The organism is Desulfobaccales bacterium (genome assembly GCA_041648175.1).
Lineage (GTDB): Bacteria > Desulfobacterota > Desulfobaccia > Desulfobaccales > 0-14-0-80-60-11 > 0-14-0-80-60-11.
This window is the reverse complement of the sequence record JBAZPO010000013.1, coordinates 1-19,895: the sequence shown is the minus strand read 5'-3', so window position 1 is coordinate 19,895 and position 19,895 is coordinate 1. Positions and strand designations below refer to the sequence as shown.

The following is a 19,895-nucleotide window of genomic DNA, read 5'->3' as shown; positions in this document are numbered from 1 at the left end:
GGATGTTATGCTTATATTATTTCCAATGTTCGCTTCAAAATGCATTAAGCTCAATATGAAACTTATTGCAATTCTGTTTTATTTTAACCAAAAACCAAAAACGCAAAACCAAAAACGCTCTTATAGGGAGGTCTTCGATGGAAGTACGCACCATCCTCTGGCCCACAGATTTGTCCAAGAATTCGATCAAGGCCGCCAAGCATGTGTCCTCACTCGCCGACAGGTATAAGGCCAAAGTCATCCTCTTGTATGTAGGGGTGGATTTAATGTCGCATTTACTGGCCTATGGTGATCCTTCTGAGGTGCAAGTGCACCATTTCCAGGATTGGGAATTGAAGCAGGCTAAAAAACAATTGGAGTCGGTGTGCGAAAAGGAATTGAAAGCCTGCCCCAATATCGAGGTCAAGCTGGTGCAAGGAGACGCCGCCGCCGAGATCCTGAAGGCGGCCAAGGCCACCAAAGCCGATATGCTGGTCATGACCAGCCATGGCCGCGGCCATGACGAGCTGGACCAGAAAAGCGCCGATTTCGGCAGTGTGGCCCAAAAGGTGCTGGCCAAATCACCGGTGCCCGTCCACTTGGTCAATCCCTATACTAAGTAGTCCGGGCAGGCTTTACTAAGACTAAGAGCCGTCAGAGCTCACCGTGAGCCAGCCTTAGCGCGAGGCAACCACGTCCATTTAGTGAGAGGCCGCGGGAAGCCCCCTACCCTTCAGTCAGTCGCCAACAAAAAACGCCGGTCTGCAGTCAGGCCGGCGTTTTTCATTGGCACAAAATAATCAGTTCAAGTTTCAGTCACGGTAACGGCGCTCGAGGGGCAGGCCTCGACACAACTCTCGCAACCCAAACAATCATCGAGATTAACCGCCACGGCTTTGTCGCCTTGCATCTCGATCACGCCCACGGGGCAAATATTAACGCACTCTTCGTCGCCGGTGCACTTATCGGCATCGATTTCAACTTCCCAACCCATGAGATTCCCCTCCCAATTTTCTGGTAGCAACACACCTAAATGTGCGCCCATTTGAGGGCGGACCCTTGAGGTCCGCCTTTCCAACACGTCTTTTCAAACATAACAAGACGCCGACCTGGTGGTCAGATCGACGCCTTGGGGTCTGCCAAATTGGCTTAGGTTTCAGTTATAGTGATGGCACCCGAGGGGCAGACTTCTATGCAGCTCTCGCAACCCAGGCACTCATCTTCATTCACCGGCACGGCTTTCTCGTCTTGCATCTCGAACACGCCTACGGGACAAACGTTGACGCACTCTTCATCGCCAGTGCACTTATCGGTATCCACTTCGACACGCCAGGCCATTACGTTTCACCTCCCTTTAGCATAAAAGTCAGGCACCCCTATGCCTTGATTTCTTCTTTAATGGAAACCGCTACCTTGTAAAGCAAGGTAAGGATCAAGAACCCCATGGCCCAAATGCCCAGGGCGATGAGGGCTTCGGGCGCGGTGGGCCAGTACTCGGTGACGTGCTCCATGGGATTGGGCACGAACCCACCGGTCATCAGCCCCAACCCCTTGTCGAGCCAGGTGGTGATGATCACCAAGCCGCATAGCGCCGCCAGGGTGCTCTCGTTTTTCCGGAGCTTGGGGTTGACCAGGAATAAGGCTGCCACGGTCATACCCACGATGGAGAACCACATGAGCGGAACCAGTTGGCCTTTGCCGTCGAGGCCGACGAACAGGTACTTGAAATGGGCCATATGGTCGGGGAGCTGACTGTAGAACACCGTAAAGACTTCGCAGAAGAAGAAGAACACGTTAATCAAGGTGGCATAGGTGACGACCTTGGCCAGCGACTGAATCTGCTCTTTGCCGGGATCAAACTTGCTGTATTTGCGGACCAGCAGGCACAGCAGGATAAGCAGCGCCGGCCCTGCGGCAAAGGCCGAAGAGAGGAAGCGGGGCGCCAGGATGGCGGTGAGCCAATAGCCCCGTCCCGGCAGGCCAGCGTATAGGAAGGCGGTTACCGTGTGAATGGAAACAGCCCAGGGGATGGACACATAACTCAGGAACTTGACCCATTTGGGCGGCGCGATCGAATGACGCTCGCATTCCAGGACGTTCCAGCCGATCAGGATATTGAGGACAAGATAACCGTTTAAGACGATTATGTCCCAAAACATGACCGAACCGGGAGTAGGGTACTTAAAGACGTTGAAGACCCGGTCTGGACGTCCCATGTCAACCAGGACGAACGTGACGCACATGGACACTGCGGCCACCGCCAGGAATTCACCCAGGATGGTCACGCGGCCGAAGGCCTTGTAATTGTGGAGGTAGTAAGGCAACACCACCATGACTGCCGAGGCCGCCACGCCGACCAGGTAGGTGAACTGGGAGATGTAGAACCCCCAGGAGACGTCCCGGCCCATACCGGTGATGCCCAAACCTACATGTAACTGCTTCAAATAGAAGAAAAAACCCAGCGCGAAGATGCCCGCCAGGATCGCCAGCAATCCATAGTACCGTTTCGTACCGATCAGAGCCTTTTCAAGCATGACCTACCTCACACGATGTAGTAAACTTGCGGGTCCGTACCGAGATGGGCCTTCCGCCGGATGGTGAAGTACTTCCGGAGGTACTCCCGCACCTGGGACTTCTCATCCTTCAGGTCTCCAAAGATCAAGGCTCCACTGGACGCTTCCACACAGGCCGGCATCAACCCCTGAGCCAGGCGCTCGGCGCAGAAGGTACACTTTTCCACTACCCCGATTTCCCGGGTGGGATAGCCGGGGTAGAGCTCTTTGATATACGGGCGCGGGTCGCGCCAATTAAAGCTGCGGGCGCCGAAGGGGCAGCCGGCCATGCAAAAGCGGCAGCCGATGCAGCGGTGCATGTCCATCATGACGATGCCGTCTTCCCGCTGGAAGGTAGCCTTAGTGGGGCACACCCGGACGCACGGAGGATTGGCGCAGTGATTGCAGAGCGTGAGGAAATTCATGTGCTCTACTTTTTCCGCAAGCTGAGGCGACTCCTGACCGGGGAAGACATTGTGGAAATGATCGGTCCAGATCCATTTGATCTCGTAGCGCTGGGCTACCTCGGGGAGAAGTTTCAGCTTGTCATCCGGAGGATTGAGGTAATCCGGGACATTATGGGTCCGGTTACACGCGGCCACACACCGCTGGGCGGTGGCATCATCCAGCTTCTTTTGATTCACCACCATGGCCCAGCGCTTGCCATGCAAGGCTTTCGGCTCCGGCAACATTTCCGCGTCCACCTTGCCGGGGTTCAATAATTCGAAGGCCCCTTTGCCTCCCAGTCCCAGGAGGGTGGAGAGTCCGGCTATTCTGATGAATTCTCTTCTGTCCATACCCATCACTTCGCCTCCGCCAGCTTCTTGCCTGTTTCCTGGTGGCACCCCCAACAGTTAGGCACTACCGCAGCATAGTTGTGACATTGATCGCAAAATTGGGCTTTGTTGGAGTGACACTCCATGCAGGTATTGGTCAGACTGGCAAGGTATTTCTTCCCGTCGGGCGACACAAATTCCCGGCCCCGTTTGACGGTAACCTTCTGCTCCTCATCGCGGACCACGTTATCCCGCCAATCGACCAGCATCTGCATGTGGTTGGCCCGCATCCAGTCCGTGGGCATCACGCATTTCTTGTCCTTCGCCGCCAATTGTTTAATAATCGGCGTATCCAGGCTAGGCGCCGGCGCGGCCACCGTTTTCCCCAGGTTTTGCCATAACGGGATGGTGATCAGCACGACGAAGATGACCAAGCCGGCGATGACCCTGTTGCGATCGAAGAGCTTCTTCTCGACCTTCGGACGCTCCCCAAAAACCCCGAATTCGTTTTTGTAGTCGGCCATATTATTCCTCTTCCTCCCCGCCTTCCTCCGCCTCACCAAAGCCTACCAGGTCGCGGTCACGGAGATCAGTGGTACGCTCCAACTCGTCCGGGAATATCAGGGCATTGCCCACCAGTTCGGTGATGCCGGTGATCTCTACTTCCGGCACCCAGTACTGCAGCAGGGTAGGCAGGGTGGCCCGGTCCAGGGCGCAGATGCAGCCCAAGTGGTTCACCCCGTACTTTTCGTGGACGAACCGCACGGCGTTGGCCCGGGGGAAGCCGCCTTGCATACGGAGTTCCATGTTCTCGTTGGCGTTGATGCCGCTGGAACTGCCGCAACAGAAGGCCTTCTCCCGGATAGTGTTGGGGGGCATCTCCACGAAGTTACCCTCGGGCAACACGTTGTTGATGATGTAACGCGGCTCTTCCAAGATTCCCATGCCCCGGGCGGTGTTGCAGGAATCATGGAAGGTCATCTTGATATGGGCGTTGCGCTGGGGATCCAGATTCAATTTGTCGTGATGGATCAGGTCGGCGGTAAATTCGGAGATGTGCACCATCTTGTGGACCGCGGCGTTCTCGAACTTGGTGCCGGTGATGGGGGATACCGGTTTCTCCAGGAAGTCCACCGGCCCCCACCAGGTGGGCATGTACTGGTTGCACACCCGCCACATGTGGCCGCACTCGCCGCCCAGGATCCACTTCACGCCTAGACGCTTGGCTTCATGGTAGATCTTGGCGTTCAAGCGTTTGCCCATCTCGTGGGAGATGAACCAGCCAAAGTTGCCGCCTTCCGCGGCGTAGGTGCTGAGCGTGTAGTCCAGGCCGATGTGCTCGAACAACAGCAGATAGCCCATCATTGTAAAGGTGCCGGGGTCGGCGAAGTAGTCGCCGGAGGGCATGACAAAGAGGACCTCAGCGCCCTTACGGTTAATTGAAGGGATAGTGTTAATGCCGGTGATGCGCTCATTTTCCTCGGCCAGGAAGTCCACCATGTCTTTGAAGGCCTGGGGAGTGGCGCCGATGTGGCTACCCTTGTCGTAACACTGAGCCACCGAAGCCATGGCCCAGTCGATATTCAGGCCGATGGAGGCCAGCAACTCCCGGCCCAGGAGGGTCATCTCCGCCATGTCGATGCCGTAGGGGCAGAAAAGCGAACAGCGCCGGCAGATGGTGCACTGGTAGAGGTAGAAAAACCATTCCTTGATAACGTCTTCGGTGAGATCACGGGCTCCGGCGATTTCACCCAGGACCCGGCCGATCTTCTTAAAGTAGCGGCGGTAAACCGACCGCAAGAGCTCGGCCCGGAGGACCGGCATGTTCTTGGGGTCGCCCGTGCCCAGGAAGAAATGGCATTTGTCGGCGCAGGCCCCGCAGCGCACGCAGATATCGAAAAAGACCTTCAGGGACCGGAAGCGCTGCAACCGGTCTTCCATGCCCTGGAGGACGATTTCCTTCCAATCCTTGGGCAGTTCCCACTTATCCTCGGGGATCGACCGAGGGGCCGGGTAGGGGTAGTCGATCCATTCCATCCACTTAGGGCTGGCCGGATTACAATAGGTGCCCGGCCGGAAGTCCGGCTTGACGTCCATCCAGCCTTTCTCCGGCGGCTTATAGCTTACAGGGAGTATCTCTGCTGGTGTCGGAACTTTGGCCATAAACTCATTGCTCCTTTTCGACCGGGATCCCGGCTTCGATCATCGGTTCCCTAAACTTATCTTCATATTCGTCATAGTGATGGAACTTGACGGGATAGTTCCAGGGATTGACATGCAGGACCCAGCGGTTATTGGCGATCATATTCCGGCTGGGGCTCATGAACACCCCGGGGGCATGCATCAGCTTGCTGAAGGGGAAGTAGGCAAAGAGCGCACAGACTAAAAAGAGGTGCACATAAAAGAGAGGGCTGATGGCTACCGCCGGAATCTTGGGATGCAAGGTCACCAGGCCGAGGGCCAATTCTTTCACGGCAATGATGTCGGTCTTAAAGAAGTACCGCATAAGGATGCCGGTAATCCCGATGCCCAGAATCAGGAGCAGGGGAAAATAATCCGCCGCCAGAGAGATGTAGCGCATGCTGGGGTTGGTGATCCGCCGGGCCAGCAGGTAGGCCACGGCCACAACCAGCACGACGCCGCTCAGATACACTGCAGGCGTGAAGAACTGGAAGAAGCCGTCCACCTCAGTGAGTAACGCGAGGGGATACGGCACCGGCTCCATGAAGAACCGGAGATGGCGCAGGATGACCACCAGAAAGGCGTAGTGGAAGGCGATGGCCCCCAGCCACAACCACTTATAGGACCAGTGAATCAGGCGGGCGCCTTCGGGGTTGTCCGGGTCCTTGACCAATTCCGTTCTCAGGTTCCGGAACAGGCTCCGAAAGGCCAAGACTTCCAGGGCCATACGCCCCATCAGATACTTGAAGTCCGAGGGATTGTCCAGCTTCTCTCCCAGGTCCCTCTCGATCCAGGGCAGGGTCCGCCCCTGGCCGCCGGTGGTGGGAATCCTAAACGGCACCGGTGACCGAGCCCACTGGATGACCTGGTAGATGAGGCCCTCCACAAAGATGAGCGCGGCCATGTAGGGCACTACCACCCCGAACAGGAGTTGCAGATTGCCTTTAACTCCCACATAGGCGATCAATATCAGTCCCAAGACCGCAGCCAAGGCCACAAAGAAATGACGCTTAAAAAAATCCATGCACTGTCACCTCGTTTCAGTTAACCGGTTGCTACCAATACCTACATTAGGCCTTCGTCGTCGAGGCCTGCCTTGCGCATTAACCCGCTGACCCTTCTTTTCGCCTCGTCGGCCTTGATTTCGGAGATCTTCTCCCGGCGCTTGGTGTAAACATCGAATCCCAAGAGGGCCAGGCCGTCGATGCAAGACTCCAACTCCAGAACCTCCGCCCCCAGGTTTTCTTTCCGGATTTCGTCGGCCAACTCCTGGCGAATAACATTCTTCAATAAAAAAATGAAGGCCAGGGCCTGGGAGGGCGAAAAATTCTGGAGCGCCCGGATGCGGATAATTTCGTCAAGATAATTCAGGAGCTTATCTTTCTCCATGTCCTGGATGAGGGCGTTGTATAACCCTTCCAGTCCCTCGGAGATCCGGTATCCCATGGGATTATCGAAGCGGTTCTTTTCTTTGCGCAAAAAAATTGCCGTCTCGGGGGGATAGCTCTCATAAATCATGGTGAGCCAGCGACCCAGGATGGCAGATTTCTTCTCAGTTAAGCGTGTGGTTAATTGCATCAGAGGATTTCGTTTTCACCCAAAACCGGATTAGAGCTTTTGAATGTTAAAACATTCACAAATTTAGTGTCAAGGAAAAAATGACCGCCGGCGTTCCTCTGCACCTCATATCTCAGCCATGGCAGGACGGCTCTGCCGCCATAATTCGCCATAGTCGGCGCTCTTGCTTTTGTTAAAGGTCAGGAGAATTTTCTTACATGACCGCGCTGACCCTGAGCCCGCCGCCGCAGTGGATATTTTTTAAGCGCAGGTCGCCAGACCTGCTGGCGCCCCAAACGGTTCAGGTCTGGGGTGGAACCCGGTCTTCTTGGGGCTCTGCCTGGGCGGGCGCGGGATCAATCGGGCTTTGGGCCTGCACGTTGCCCGCCTCGGCCGGAGAAGCCCTGCGGTCCCGGAACACCAGGTAGCTGAACCAGTAAACATTGACTAAAAAGAGGATAGTCAAGCCGACCAGGTAGCCCCGGCCCTCTACGTCGATGGCCTGCAAGAGAAATCTGGCCCCCACGAAGCAGAGGAACAGCCGCAGGAAGAAGCTGAACGCGGTGCTCATGGGCTCATCCTACCAAACCGGCAGGAAATGGCAAGCGCTGAAGCGTTCCGGAAGTCACCATTTCTCTGGGAAATCGACCTCGACTCGGCTAAATTAGAGAAAGATATACTGACGTCATTATGGAAGGACAAAACCATGCCTCGCGACCTCCCCGTAGGTAACGGCAAACTGCTTATCTGCTTTGACCAAAACTACTGCATCCGGGAGCTTTATTACCCTCATGTGGGCCTGGAAAATCACGTCAGCGGCAAGTTTTGCCGCTCAGGGGTGTGGGTTGACGGCCAGTTTTCCTGGGTGGGGCCGGAGTGGAAGCGGGAGCTGCGCTATCTGCCGGACACCTTAGTGACCGACGTCCAGCTCTCCCATGCCGGCCTCGGAGTGGCCCTCACGTGCCGCGATGCGGTGGATTTCCATGAGGACATTTATCTCCGGGAAATCGTGGTAACCAACATCTCGCCGCAGCCCCGGGAAATCCGCCTCTTCTTTACCCTTGACCTGGGCATCTATGGCAATGAGTTGGGAAACACCGCAGGCTTCGATCCCAAGACCGGCGCGGTCATCCACTACAAGGGCGCTCGCTACTTCCTGGCCGGCGGTATGGCCGGGGAGGGGGAGGGGCTGAGCCAGTATGCCGTGGGGCAAAAAGATTCCGGGGGTCTGGAAGGCACTTTCAAGGATGCCGAAGACGGCGTGCTCTCCGGAAATCCCATAGCCCAGGGTTCGGTGGATTCGGTTATCGGCCTGACGTTGACCCTGCCGCCGTATGAATCGGGCCAGGCTTACTACTGGCTGGTCGCGGGCCAAAGCTGGGAAGACGTCTTGCGCCTGGACTCCCTCATCAAACACAAGCACCCCCGGGGGCACCTCAAACGCACCGAAGATTACTGGCGCTTATGGGTTCGGAAAGAATCCCCGGGCTTGGACCAACTGCCGGAGCCGGTGGCGGAATTGTACCGGCGCAGCCTCCTGGTAGTGCGGACTCAGGTCGACTGGCAGGGTGGCATCCTGGCCGCCAATGATTCCGATGTGGTCTACTTCAACCGGGATACGTACTCCTACATTTGGCCCCGGGACGGCGCCCTGGTGGCCTACGCCCTGGACCAGGCCGGCCATCCGTCCGCGGCTCGAAATTTCTTTCAGTTCATCTCCGGGCTCCTGCAGCCGGAGGGGTGCTTGCTGCATAAGTTCAACCCCGACGGCACCCTGGCCTCATCCTGGCACCCGTGGTACCACGAAGGCCAGGCCCAATTGCCCATCCAGGAGGATTCCACCGCCCTGGTGGTTTGGGCCTTGTGGCAGCACTTCGTCCTGTACCGGGACCTGGACTTCATCAAGCCCCTGTACCGGCAACTGGTGAAACGAACTGCGGATTTCATGTGCCAGTACCGGGACGCCGAAACCGGCCTGCCGGCCCCTTCCTATGACCTCTGGGAAGAACGCCGGGGCATCTTGAGCTTTACCGTGGGCACGGTGTTCGGCGGGCTCACCGCCGCGTCCCTGTTCTGCAAAGTCTTCGGTGAGGACGACAGGGCTGCCTATTATCAACAAATCGCTGCGGAGATTAGAGACGCCGCCTCCATGCATCTTTGGCGCCCTGAGCTCAACCGGTTCTGCCGCATGATCCACCGCAATCACGGCGGCCCCTGGGAAGTGGACGGCACCTGTGACGCCAGCTTCTGGGGCCTGTTTGCCTTCGGCCTCTACCATGCCGACGATCCCCGCCTGGCCGCCACCATGACGGCCCTGCGGGAAAAATTATGGGTCAACACTCCCATCGGCGGGCTGGCCCGCTACGAAAACGACACCTATCACCGGGTCACTCAAGATGTCCCGGGCAACCCCTGGTTCATCTGCACCCTGTGGCTGGCCGACTATCTGATCGAAAAGGACGGCGACGACGACGAACTGGCCCAGGTCATGGACATTTTAAGCTGGACCGCGGCCCACGCCTTGCCTTCCGGAGTGTTGCCGGAGCAAATCAACCCCCTGACCGGGGAGTCCCTCTCCGTATCCCCCCTGACCTGGAGCCACGGCACTTATGTGGCCACGACCCACCGCCTTTTGCGCCGGCTGGCCCGGAAGCAGGCGCAAGCGGGGGCAGCCGTTACGCCCTATCTGCGCCAGGAGGACTGGATCGAACGGCTCTATCGCCAGACCTGCGATTCCATCCACGGGATTTGCAAAATCTAGAGCAGTCACTCATGTTCTTTCGGCTCTCCCAAAACCATGGAAAATCCGGTGAGGCGTACCCGTCGCATTTGGTGGCTCAGGTTTTCCAGCCTGTGCTGGTGCGCCGCGCCCCCCTACCCTTTGGCCAACTTTACTGACCCCTGACCACTGACCACTGGCCACTGGCAACTTCATGAGGGCATCTGAACCTCCCGGACGTCCTGGAACCGCCTCACCACGATGCCGAAAACCGCTCCGATTGGGCGTGGATTCCGGTCATTTCTTGACCTTCCGCCCCAAGCTCAAGTCACTGAGCCTGGGAACCTGGCCCCGAGACCACAAAATGACCTCGAAAAGCTCCTGGGCCATTTTGGGGTTCAGATCCTTAAGCCGCTCATATTCTTCCAGGGCGGCGCCCCGATTACCATAATCGGCATATGCGCTTCCCAGGGCAAAATGGGCCCCTGCATCATCCGGCTTTATCCGGATAGCCTGTTTCAGAGCGGCTTCAGCCTGGTCAGACTGCCCCAACTTGCCCAACGCTTCTCCTAACCCCGTCAGCGCCTGGACATAATCCGGCCGCAGGCGCAGGGCGTTCTTAAAGGCCTCGGCTGCTTCCCGGTAATCTCCCCTCAAAAAGCGCATCACTCCTAAACCATAGTAACCCTCTGCCTGGTCGCGCCTTAGGTGAATGGCCTCTTGCAAGACCTTCGAAGCCTGATCAACGCGGCCCAAATTGCCATAAACCGCAGCTAAGGCCAGGCGGGCTTGGGCATTTTGGGGATTGCGCCGCAGGGACTCTTGAATGGCAGATACCGCGTCGTCATAACGGCCGAGATTGGCATAAACTTCGCCCCGGCCAAGGAGCGCCAGGGCATTGTCCGGTTCTAACATGAGGGCTCGATCATAGGCCGCAAGGGCCTCCGGATAACGATTCAGGAGAAAATGCGCCGCGCCCATGCTGACATAGGCCTTGGCATTATCGGGTTGCAGGCGGATGGCCTGGTCCAGCGCCACCAGGGCTTCTTCAGGTCGACCCAACAGAATATAGGCCGACCCTAAAATATTATGGGCCTCGATATAATTAGCCTTAAACAGGATGGCCTGGCGTAAGGCCTTGATGGCATCTTCATAACGCTCCAGCTTGATATAGACCAGAGCCAGCCGGCATTGGGCCGCGGGATCATCGGGCCTGAAAATGATCACCTGCTTGAGAATTTTAAGGGCCTGGTCATATCTCCCGGCGCTCAACAGAGTGTCGGCTTGTTGCGCCAGCTCAGTGGCCAGGGCATCGCCGCCTCCCTGGGGGGGCGTTGCCCCCACTTGAGCCCTGGCCACCCCGAGACCTGTAATCAGGAGCAGAAACGTCATGACCACCAGAGTCCCGCATAAAACCGCCACATCGGAGGCCCAAGGATATGCTCCCCCTCCCCTCCTCCGAAGTATTGCCCCGCTTCTAACCCGGCCGCTCCCCTTAAACACCGTCACCCTATCCCACAAATAATTTTTTCTTCTTCAGGTTCCTAACAAAACACGATACGATATCCCGAATATCTGCCCCCTATTTTATTTTAATCGGCACTTGAGCGCAGTTAAATAAATCAGTCGAGAGTTTCTTGAGATTTTTTTTGATTTTTTGGTGCTGATTACCGATGAACTTGAGTAGCGATGAACTTTTCGCATGATCCTGCCATGGGCCAAAAACCCTTACCAATAAACGGGCCTCGGTCGCGGCGCTTTCTCATGATCCTCGCGATTGCGGGTTCTTTCGGGTCAATTCACACCTATGGCTAACGGCCTCGCTCCCATTGCGTATCTGGCGCGCAACCTGCCCGCGGTGGCGGAAACCTTCGTGGTGCGGGAAATTACCGCACTCCGCCGTCTGGGACTTGAGATCAAGCCCTTCAGCCTCCGTCAACCCGATGCCGGCGTGCACCATCCCGAAGCGCCAGACCTGGATAGCGAGGTGGAGATCTTGGTGCAACCTCGCAACCCCTTGTTCTGGCTGGCCCATCTCCTTTTTGCGCTCCGCTTTCCCCGGCGTTACTTCCACTGCCTTTACGCCTATGTCTTTATCGCCGACAGAACCTGGCAGTCCCGCCGCCGCAGCCTGTCTTACTTCATGGTGGCTCCCTTTGCCGCCTGGCGCCTGGGCCGTAGCGGCATTAAACACCTCCACGCCCATTTTGCCAATGCCGCCGCCAGTGTGGCTTTGATGACAGCTAGCCTGGCTGGCATTTCCTTCAGCTTTACCGCCCATGCCTTTGACATCTTTATCGATAAACTCCTGCTGCCCACCAAGCTCTCGGCCGCGGCGTTTGTGGCCTGCATTAGCCGGTATAATGTGCGCTATCTGCGGGAACACTATCCCGAAGCCGAAAAGGCCCATCTGGTGGTGGTCCGGAACGGCTTGGATACCGCCAGATTCTGTCCTTATCCCCACCCGCTGGGGGAGCCCCCCTGCATCATCGCCGTGGGGCGTCTGGTTGAAACCAAGGGATTCCATACCCTGGTTTCGGCGTGCGGCCTGCTGCGCGACCAGGACCTAGCCTGCCGGTGTCTCATCATCGGTGCAGGTCCAGAAGCCGAGCGCCTCGAGAATATGATTAAAGATTTGGGGGTTACTGACCGAGTAATAATGAAGGGGAAACTGCCGTCGGACGTGTGCCTGTCTTACTACCAACAGGCAGATGTGCTGGCCATGCCTTCCTGTGTGCGAAATCAGGATGCCGACGGTATCCCAACGGTGTTAATCGAAGCCATGGCCATGGAAATCCCGGTGGTGGCCACCCGGGTTTCCGGCATCCCCGAACTGGTGCTGGACGGCGAAACCGGTCTTCTGGTAGCTCCGGATGATGCGGCGGCCCTGGCCGAAGCCCTGGCCCGATTGATCCAGGATCAGAACCTGGCCCGTCGCCTGGCCCGGGCCGGACGTGACTTGGTGGTTGCTCAATTCAACGGCGAGAACAGCGCTCGACAGCTTCAGGGCCTCTTTGCGGCCGCGCTGGAATCCCAACAGAAATCTTAATACTATGTGCGGTATCACCGGTATCTTGCATTTGAATGAAGAACCTGTCGATCAGGGACTGCTGCGGCGCATGACCTCGGTTTTAAGCCACCGCGGGCCCGATGATGAAGGTTTTTTCATGGATCGCGGTCTGGGACTGGGCTTCCGGCGCTTGAGCATCATCGATCTGAGCGGCGGGCGCCAGCCCATGTCCAACGAAGACCAGACCGTCACGGTGGTCTTCAACGGCGAGATCTATAATTTTCAGGAACTTCGGAGTTATCTCAAACAACAAGGCCACACCTTCCGCACCTCCTCCGATACCGAAGTCATCGTGCACGGTTTCGAAACCTGGGGCGATGAGGTCGTGGACCACTTAAACGGCATGTTCGCCTTCGCCGTCTGGGACAGCCGCCGGCGCAAACTGCTCCTGGCCCGGGATCGCTTGGGCGTCAAGCCCCTTTTTTATACCCGGAAGTCCGACACCTTTGCTTTCGCCTCAGAAATCAAGAGCCTCCTCCTGTTGCCCGGATTTGATGCCGCGGTCAATCAACAAAGCGTCTTTGAATACTTCTCTCACCATTTTATCCCGGGCTCAGGCACCATTTATCAACAGGTCCACAAGCTCCAGCCGGGCGAGCTGTTGACCGTGACCGACCGGAAGGTCAAGACGCGAAAATACTGGCGCCCCATGGTTACCCCGACGCCTGAGAGGACTCTGGAGGATTGGTGTGAGGACCTGCGCCACCGCCTCAAGGAGGCAGTGCGCCTTCAGTTGATGGCGGATGTGCCTCTGGGGGTCTTTCTCTCCGGCGGGCTTGATTCCAGCGCAGTGACCGCGGCCATGGCTGAATTGGGCCTCAACGAAATCCGCTCTTTCAACGTGGGTTTTGAGGTCCCCAAGTATGATGAGACCCGCTATGCCGCCATGGTCAGCCAGCATCTGGGCACCTCCCATGAAACTTTCCGGGTCACCTCGGAAGCCACCGACCTTCTGCCCAAGCTCCTGTGGCATCTGGATGAACCCCTGGCGGATGCCACCATCATTCCCACTTATCTGCTTTCCCAGGCCACCCGCCGGCGGGTCACGGTGGCCTTGAGCGGCGAAGGCGGAGACGAAATTTTTGGCGGTTACACCCATTATCAGGGTCTCCAGCTCAACCGCTGGCTGGGCCTTTTGCCGGTGTGGATACGCCGTTCCCTGGCCGCGGCCACCCGTCATCTGCCCACCTTCGGTTCACCTCGCCTGGGTTACTGGGAACATCGGATGGAACGGATCGCGTCCTCCTCTCTGTACCCCTTGTTCCAGGGATATACTCGCAAAGTGGCGTTTTTCACGCCCGAGGAGCAGCAACGCCTGTTCTCCCCGGATTTTCGCCGCCAGACTGCCGGACTCCCTTATCTGGGACACTTCTGGGCCGTACCCGTTGCCTACCCCGGCCTCGATCCCATCGCCCAAGCTAATATGGCAGACCTGTCGGTCTATCTGCCAGATAGTCTGCTGGTCAAGGTGGACCGGATGAGCATGGCCTGTTCCCTGGAAGTCCGGGTGCCCCTGCTGGACCATACCCTGGTGGAATTTGCCCTCTCCGTACCCATGGACCTCAAATTAAAGGGATGGGAAACTAAGTTCCTCTTCCGTAAAGCCCTGGAGCCTGCCCTCCCCCCGGTCATCATAAATCGGCGAAAACGCGGCTTTAATCCCCCGGTGGAATTTTGGCTCCAACAACACCTTCTGGATTATGCCAAGGAACATCGCCTCATGGAGACCCTGGCTGAGACCGGGTTCTTCAACCTGGCCTATGTTCAGGAAATGACCGAGGCGCATATCCGCGGCCAGCGGGATTTTGGCAAACAGTTATGGGCCTTGCTGGTTTTTGCCATCTGGTGGCGACGGGTTCGCGGCCGGGGGGAGTGGGAGACATGAAACGCCGGCTGGTGATTATCAGTCCCTGTCGGGATGAGGAGCAGTTCGTTAAGGTTACCCTGGACTCCGTCATCAAACAGACCTATCGCCCCGATCTTTGGATTATCGTCGATGATGGCAGCCAGGATAGGACCGCCGAGATCGTCGAATCTTACGCCATCGAACATCCCTGGATCAGGCTGGTCCGGCGGGAGCGGGGGGGCAGCCGACAGCTAGGACCCGGCGTGGTAAGCGCCTTTAACGCCGGTCTGGTTGCCCTGGGAGATGAACCTTTCGACGTTATCGCCAAACTGGATAGCGATACCGAGTTCGGGCCGGAAACTTTAGCAGCCGTCATGGCCCACTTTGACGACCCCATGGTGGGCATGGCCAGTGGCAATACCTATCTGCTGGTGGGGCATAAACTCGTTTTCGAACTTTATACCTCCTTTCACGTCCCGGGCAACGCCAAATTTTACCGCCGCGAATGCTTCCGGGATATCGGCGGACTACAGCCGGTCTACGGCTGGGACGTCATTGATGAAACCGATGCCCGGCGCCATGGTTGGATCACCCTCAGTGACCCCAAGATCATTTTCATCCACCACCGGATGCAAGGCTCCAGCTTCGGGGCTATCCAGGGGCGGGTTATCTGGGGACGGTGTGCTTATGCCATCGGCAGCCACCCCCTCTTTGCCATAGCCCGGGGCTTCTACCGCATGGCGCAGCGACCGTGGTTGGTGGGAGGGTTGGCCTTCATTTGGGGTTTTATTTCCAGTTACTTCAACTCCGGCATCCAGCGCCTCTCCGATACGGAGCTGATCCGGTATTTGCGACAGGAACAACTCTACCGGCTCACCCATGGCAATCGTTTGCCAGCCGCAGCTCAGCATGTGGTCGGGAGGTCGTGCGTTTTCTAAAGCGTTGGGCAAGTGGGGTTATGAGTTTGCGAAAGGAATATAAGATATGCAGCGCCGCTTAGTCGTTATCAGTCCCTGCCGGGATGAAGCGCAATTTGTGCAGTTCACCTTGGATTCGGTAGTCAAGCAGACCTATCGGCCCCATCTCTGGATCATCGTGGACGATGGCAGTCGGGATCGCACCGCCGAGATCGTAGGGCGCTATGCTGCGAAGCACCCCTGGATCAGGCTGGTCCGGCGGGAGCGGGGGGGTAGCCGCGAGCTGGGGGCTGGCGTCGTCAGGGCCTTTTGCGCCGGCCTGGAGGCTTTGGGAGATGAGCCTTTCGATGTCATCGCCAAGTTGGATTGCGACTTGGAATTTGAGGCCGAAACCTTCGCCGCCATCATGAAGCGCTTTGACGATCCCAAAGTGGGGATGGCCAGCGGCACTACACTGCTCCTGCTGAAAGGAGACCTCGTGCCCGAGCGCTGTGCCGACTACCATGTGCCGGGGCAAGCCAAGTTTTACCGGCGGGAATGCTTTCGGGATATTGGCGGTCTCCAATGCGTTTATGGCTGGGATATTATCGATGAAACCGACGCTCGCCGGTATGGCTGGGTAACCCTTAATGATCCTCAGATTATCATCATTCATCATCGCCTGCAGGGAGCTACCTTTGGGGCGATCCGGGGACGGGTCATTTGGGGGCGGTGCGCTTATGCCATCGGCAGCCACCCCCTCTTTGCCATAGCCCGGGGCTTCTATCGCATGGCCGAATATCCCTGGCTGGTGGGTGGGCTGGCCTTCATCTGGGGGTTCTTCGGCAGTTACTTCGAGCCCAATCTCCAGCGCCTCACCGATCAGGACCTGATCCGTTATTTGCGAACGGAACAACTTTACCGGCTCACCCATGGCAATCGGTTACCTTCCAAGAGGTGTTGATTGTGGGCAAAGAAGAATGCGTCAATATTCTGGGGGTGCCAACAGGCATTTTCACCATGCCCACCTTGCTGGCCCGCATCGAGGCATTGATCGCGGCCCCCGGTTGTGCGGTGGGTCATGGCATCAATGCCCATGTGCTTAACCTCACTTATCATCACCCCGAGTTTCTGAAAGCCTTGCGCCAGGCTGACCTGTTGTATGCAGACGGGGCTTCTCTCATTCTGGCCTCCCGCTTGTTAGGCAGGCATCTGCCGGAAAAACTGACCACTACCGATGTTTGGCCCAAGTTATGCGAGGTTGCGGTTCAGAAGGGCTATCGTTTTTTCCTCTTGGGTGGGGAACCCGGCCTGGCCGAACGGGCCGCCGGTCAGGCTCAGGAGACCTATCCGGGTTTGCACATTGCCGGCACCCAGCATGGCTACTTCGATTTTCGGGATGAGCATATTATCGCCGAGATCAACGCCGTCCGGCCGGATGTTCTCTGGGTCGGGATGGGTGACCCCCGCCAGGTCCTCTGGACTGCAAAATGGCGGCAGCAGTTGGAGGTGAGCCTGGTCTTGACCTGCGGGGGGATGTTCAAAATTGTAGCGGGTGAGTTGGAGCGCCTATCTCCCACATTGCGGCAAAATGGGTTTGAATGGGCTTACCGTCTCTGGCAGGAACCCGCCACCTGGCGGCGTTATCTTCTGGGTCTGCCCCTTTTTGGGGCGAGGGTCCTGGATCAGGCCCTAAAAAATGGAGAACGCCATTAAACTCGGGCATAAATTCTCGTCTGGCCAATGAAGATCTCTTATTTCAACTATCACCATGATATTGAGGGTTCCGCTATCGGTGCGGCTACCCAGATTCGGGCTATCGCTGGCGCGCTGACGCGGCTCGGTCACCAGGTGGACGTGCAGTTCCTCACTGCTAAACAGCCTGGTGAGGACCGGGAATATCTGGGACTCAAGAAAATCCAGACGCTTCGTCGCTTCGGCCATGTACCCCGCATCTTCCTGCGGAATTTTGCCCTCATCCGGGAGGAACTCAATCTCCTGGACAGGTTCCGCCCCGACGTCGTGCTGGCGGTGAGTTCTTTTGTCAACTTTGCGGCCCTGGTTGCGTCTCGCCGTCGACGCCTGCCCTTGGTACTGTTCGCCGAAGCGCCCCTGGAGTACGAGTATCGCCTCTTTTATCCCCAGTATTATCGGTACCCCTGGCTGGCTCGCAAGATAGAAGGGATCAATGTGCAGGGCGCCGATCAGGTTATCTGCATATCGGAAATTTTGAAGGGATACCTGATGCGCTATGAAGCGCCTGCCGCCAAACTCCATGTCGTACCCAATGGCGTCGACCACATCACCTTTACTCCCATGGAGCCCGACCCAGATCTTATGGCAAGCTTGCGCCTCGAAGGCCGGGTGGTGATCGGCTATATCGGGTCTTTCGAATTCTTTAGCGATATCGGGCGGTTTCTCTCGCTGGCTCGCAAAATTATTGCAGCCCATGACCGGGTGGTTTTCCTCTTCGTGGGTAAAGGCAGGGTTGATGATGCCCTCCGTCTCGGGGCTGCAACCGCCGGCCTCGGGCCGCATTTCATTTTTACCGGAAGCCAGCCCCACGAGCTTATTCCACGCCTCCTTAGCGTCATGGACATCGTCATCAGCCCTTACAAAGAAGACTACCTGTTCTACGGCTCCTCCATGAAATTATTGGAGTATATGGCGGCTGGCAAAGCCGTTCTCTTTCCGGCCCTGGGGCAAATCAAGGAACTCGTTTGTGACGGCTACAATGGCATGCTTTATGAGCCGGGCGATCGAGACACCATGGGCTCTAAGCTCCTGGAATTAATTACGCATGATGACCTGCGCCACCGGTTTGGCGCTATGGCTCGCCAGACTATCGAAAATAATTGGACTTGGGATATCCAGGGGACCCGCTTGGCCCAGGTCCTGCAAATGGCTCGGGACGGCCGCAAGGGTGAACCTTCGTGAGTTTTCACCTCTCCCGGGGGCCCTTTCTTAACCCTGCAAACCGCGCCACACCTTAAGGGTTCCTCGGCTTATTCCATCGAAGTCATGAGCCCCAAACGAGATTCCCTGAAGCTATAAATGCAATCACTATTCGGTTTGTTTTAGGAGTCGAAAAATGCGCAACATTCTGCGTACCTGTTTATATCTCCTCTATACCTTCCTAATAATTTTTTTCTCCTTAGAAATATTGGTCAGGGTCTGGGGCTATGCCGATATGTATTTTTATGACCCTATCTATATGCCTTTTAGCAAAAGCCAGGAAATTCCTTATGTTATGAAACCAAATCTCAATCATGTCCGGGCCCACGGCATCGTCTGGACAAATACCGATGCCTTGGGGTTGCGCAGTCCGGTGCCGGGCCGCACATATGGGAACAAGCAGGCCAACGAATATCGCATTGCCTTTGTGGGTAACTCGGTGACTTTTGGGGTCGGTGTGCCTACGGAACAGACCTATCCGGAAATCGTCGAAAAGACTTTGAACCAGCTACAACACCATTGTAACGTTACGGTATTCAATTTTGGGGTCTCTTCTTATAGCGTTAAAGAAATGGTCGAAACCCTGAAATACCGGGTTCCTGAAGTCAACCCGGATTTGGTGGTCATGGGCCTAGTGATCGATGATTTCGACACCAATCGCACCCCTCAGGTAGACAAATGGGGCTATAATACCCATGGTGAAGCCTCTCAATTGATCAACAAATATCCTACGTTAAAACTAGTGCTGAGAAAGATTCATCTAAGTTATTTGCTTCGTGATATTTTGTCCCGAACGATGATGCGCCAAGAAATTAATTATGAGCCGGCCGATGGCAAGCTTCCACCGATAGTCTCTAATTCTTATAAATTTGTTGATAATTTTAAAGAGTTATCCCAGGAATACGGTTACAGCTATTTGGTTCTGACGTTGCCATCGGCAGAGGGGAATGGATCGGAGTTTACTCCAGTAATAAAGAATATGATACATGATCAAATAGATTATTATAATGTTTCATTTTTAACGCCGCAATTTACCTATAAAGATTTCCATGCAAGTAAATATGACTGGCATCCTTCTGGCTTAGTCCATAAAAAAATCGGTATAATGTTGAGTGACTTTATCCTCAATCATTTCCTTGAAAAAGCCTGTAATAACCAATCATCTCCTTTTTCGAAACAATAACCTTTCCATTGTTCATCTATGGATATGCCATTCCCGAGAGTTTCCCCCTTTGCTTCGCCTTATTCCTTCAGGTCCCAGGGGACTTCGGTTAGGGTGGCGGGGCCGGAGCCTTCCGAGTCCAGGTTTTTCCAGGCTTTTTTGATGATCCCTTCTTTGCATTTGACCTTCAGGTAGAGGGTGG

At 56.3% G+C, this 19,895-nt stretch carries 19 protein-coding genes; 9 read left to right on the top strand and 10 right to left on the bottom strand.

Features of this window, described 5'->3' with window-relative positions; genetic code table 11:
* Positions 1 to 137: 137 nt before the first annotated feature.
* Positions 138 to 602, top strand: a complete 465-nt coding sequence (locus tag WC600_12545; GenBank protein ID MFA4903557.1) for a universal stress protein — start codon at positions 138 to 140, stop codon at positions 600 to 602.
* A gap of 182 nt (positions 603 to 784) precedes the next feature.
* Here WC600_12545 and WC600_12540 read toward each other — a convergent pair whose 3' ends face one another.
* The 9 genes from WC600_12540 to WC600_12500 all read right to left on the bottom strand — a co-directional run bounded on the left by WC600_12540 (position 785) and on the right by WC600_12500 (position 7,616).
* Positions 785 to 973: a 4Fe-4S binding protein gene (locus WC600_12540; protein ID MFA4903556.1), complete on the bottom strand. Its 189-nt coding sequence runs from the start codon at positions 971 to 973 to the stop codon at positions 785 to 787.
* Positions 974 to 1,128: 155 nt separating this feature from the next.
* Positions 1,129 to 1,317 carry a ferredoxin gene (locus tag WC600_12535; protein ID MFA4903555.1) on the bottom strand — a complete coding sequence of 63 codons (189 nt, stop codon included), beginning with the start codon at positions 1,315 to 1,317 and terminating at the stop codon, positions 1,129 to 1,131.
* 38 nt (positions 1,318 to 1,355) lie between these two features.
* Positions 1,356 to 2,513 carry an NrfD/PsrC family molybdoenzyme membrane anchor subunit gene (gene nrfD, locus WC600_12530; GenBank protein MFA4903554.1) on the bottom strand — a complete coding sequence of 386 codons (1,158 nt, stop codon included), beginning with the start codon at positions 2,511 to 2,513 and terminating at the stop codon, positions 1,356 to 1,358.
* An 8-nt stretch (positions 2,514 to 2,521) separates the two neighbouring features.
* Complete coding sequence (locus WC600_12525) at positions 2,522 to 3,328, bottom strand: 4Fe-4S dicluster domain-containing protein (protein ID MFA4903553.1); 807 nt, start codon at positions 3,326 to 3,328, stop codon at positions 2,522 to 2,524.
* Positions 3,329 to 3,333: 5 nt separating this feature from the next.
* A complete protein-coding gene (dsrJ, locus tag WC600_12520) occupies positions 3,334 to 3,831 on the bottom strand; it encodes a sulfate reduction electron transfer complex DsrMKJOP subunit DsrJ (protein MFA4903552.1) in 498 nt (165 codons plus the stop codon).
* A gap of 1 nt (position 3,832) precedes the next feature.
* The gene (locus WC600_12515) at positions 3,833 to 5,470 is read right to left on the bottom strand and encodes a (Fe-S)-binding protein (GenBank protein ID MFA4903551.1); all 1,638 of its coding nucleotides are present in this window, start codon (positions 5,468 to 5,470) and stop codon (positions 3,833 to 3,835) included.
* A gap of 4 nt (positions 5,471 to 5,474) precedes the next feature.
* On the bottom strand, positions 5,475 to 6,512 hold the full coding sequence (dsrM, locus tag WC600_12510; protein MFA4903550.1) for a sulfate reduction electron transfer complex DsrMKJOP subunit DsrM: 1,038 nt from the start codon (positions 6,510 to 6,512) through the stop codon (positions 5,475 to 5,477).
* Positions 6,513 to 6,553: 41 nt separating this feature from the next.
* Positions 6,554 to 7,066 (bottom strand): RsbRD N-terminal domain-containing protein, encoded by a 513-nt coding sequence (locus WC600_12505; protein ID MFA4903549.1) that lies wholly within the window; start codon positions 7,064 to 7,066, stop codon positions 6,554 to 6,556.
* A gap of 280 nt (positions 7,067 to 7,346) precedes the next feature.
* Positions 7,347 to 7,616: a hypothetical protein gene (locus WC600_12500; protein ID MFA4903548.1), complete on the bottom strand. Its 270-nt coding sequence runs from the start codon at positions 7,614 to 7,616 to the stop codon at positions 7,347 to 7,349.
* A gap of 135 nt (positions 7,617 to 7,751) precedes the next feature.
* Between WC600_12500 and WC600_12495 the strand changes: the two genes are divergently transcribed.
* The gene (locus tag WC600_12495) at positions 7,752 to 9,806 is read left to right on the top strand and encodes a glycoside hydrolase family 15 protein (protein ID MFA4903547.1); all 2,055 of its coding nucleotides are present in this window, start codon (positions 7,752 to 7,754) and stop codon (positions 9,804 to 9,806) included.
* A gap of 255 nt (positions 9,807 to 10,061) precedes the next feature.
* Here the strand turns inward: WC600_12495 and WC600_12490 are convergent, their stop codons facing one another.
* Positions 10,062 to 11,186 carry a tetratricopeptide repeat protein gene (locus tag WC600_12490; GenBank protein ID MFA4903546.1) on the bottom strand — a complete coding sequence of 375 codons (1,125 nt, stop codon included), beginning with the start codon at positions 11,184 to 11,186 and terminating at the stop codon, positions 10,062 to 10,064.
* Between the two features lie 385 nt (positions 11,187 to 11,571).
* Between WC600_12490 and WC600_12485 the strand changes: the two genes are divergently transcribed.
* From WC600_12485 to WC600_12455, 7 genes are all read left to right on the top strand, one after another.
* On the top strand, positions 11,572 to 12,813 hold the full coding sequence (locus WC600_12485) for a glycosyltransferase (GenBank protein ID MFA4903545.1): 1,242 nt from the start codon (positions 11,572 to 11,574) through the stop codon (positions 12,811 to 12,813).
* Positions 12,814 to 12,817: 4 nt separating this feature from the next.
* Entirely contained in the window at positions 12,818 to 14,719 is a 1,902-nt protein-coding gene (gene asnB, locus WC600_12480) for an asparagine synthase (glutamine-hydrolyzing) (GenBank protein ID MFA4903544.1), read from the top strand.
* Positions 14,716 to 15,618 (top strand): glycosyltransferase family 2 protein, encoded by a 903-nt coding sequence (locus WC600_12475; protein ID MFA4903543.1) that lies wholly within the window; start codon positions 14,716 to 14,718, stop codon positions 15,616 to 15,618. Before asnB ends, WC600_12475 begins: the two co-directional genes overlap by 4 nt.
* Before the next feature lie 46 nt (positions 15,619 to 15,664).
* Positions 15,665 to 16,540 (top strand): glycosyltransferase family A protein, encoded by an 876-nt coding sequence (locus WC600_12470; GenBank protein ID MFA4903542.1) that lies wholly within the window; start codon positions 15,665 to 15,667, stop codon positions 16,538 to 16,540.
* Positions 16,541 to 16,542: 2 nt separating this feature from the next.
* Entirely contained in the window at positions 16,543 to 17,292 is a 750-nt protein-coding gene (locus WC600_12465) for a WecB/TagA/CpsF family glycosyltransferase (GenBank protein ID MFA4903541.1), read from the top strand.
* A gap of 27 nt (positions 17,293 to 17,319) precedes the next feature.
* Complete coding sequence (locus WC600_12460) at positions 17,320 to 18,513, top strand: glycosyltransferase family 4 protein (protein ID MFA4903540.1); 1,194 nt, start codon at positions 17,320 to 17,322, stop codon at positions 18,511 to 18,513.
* A 154-nt stretch (positions 18,514 to 18,667) separates the two neighbouring features.
* Positions 18,668 to 19,714, top strand: a complete 1,047-nt coding sequence (locus WC600_12455) for a hypothetical protein (protein ID MFA4903539.1) — start codon at positions 18,668 to 18,670, stop codon at positions 19,712 to 19,714.
* Positions 19,715 to 19,895: the final 181 nt, after the last annotated feature.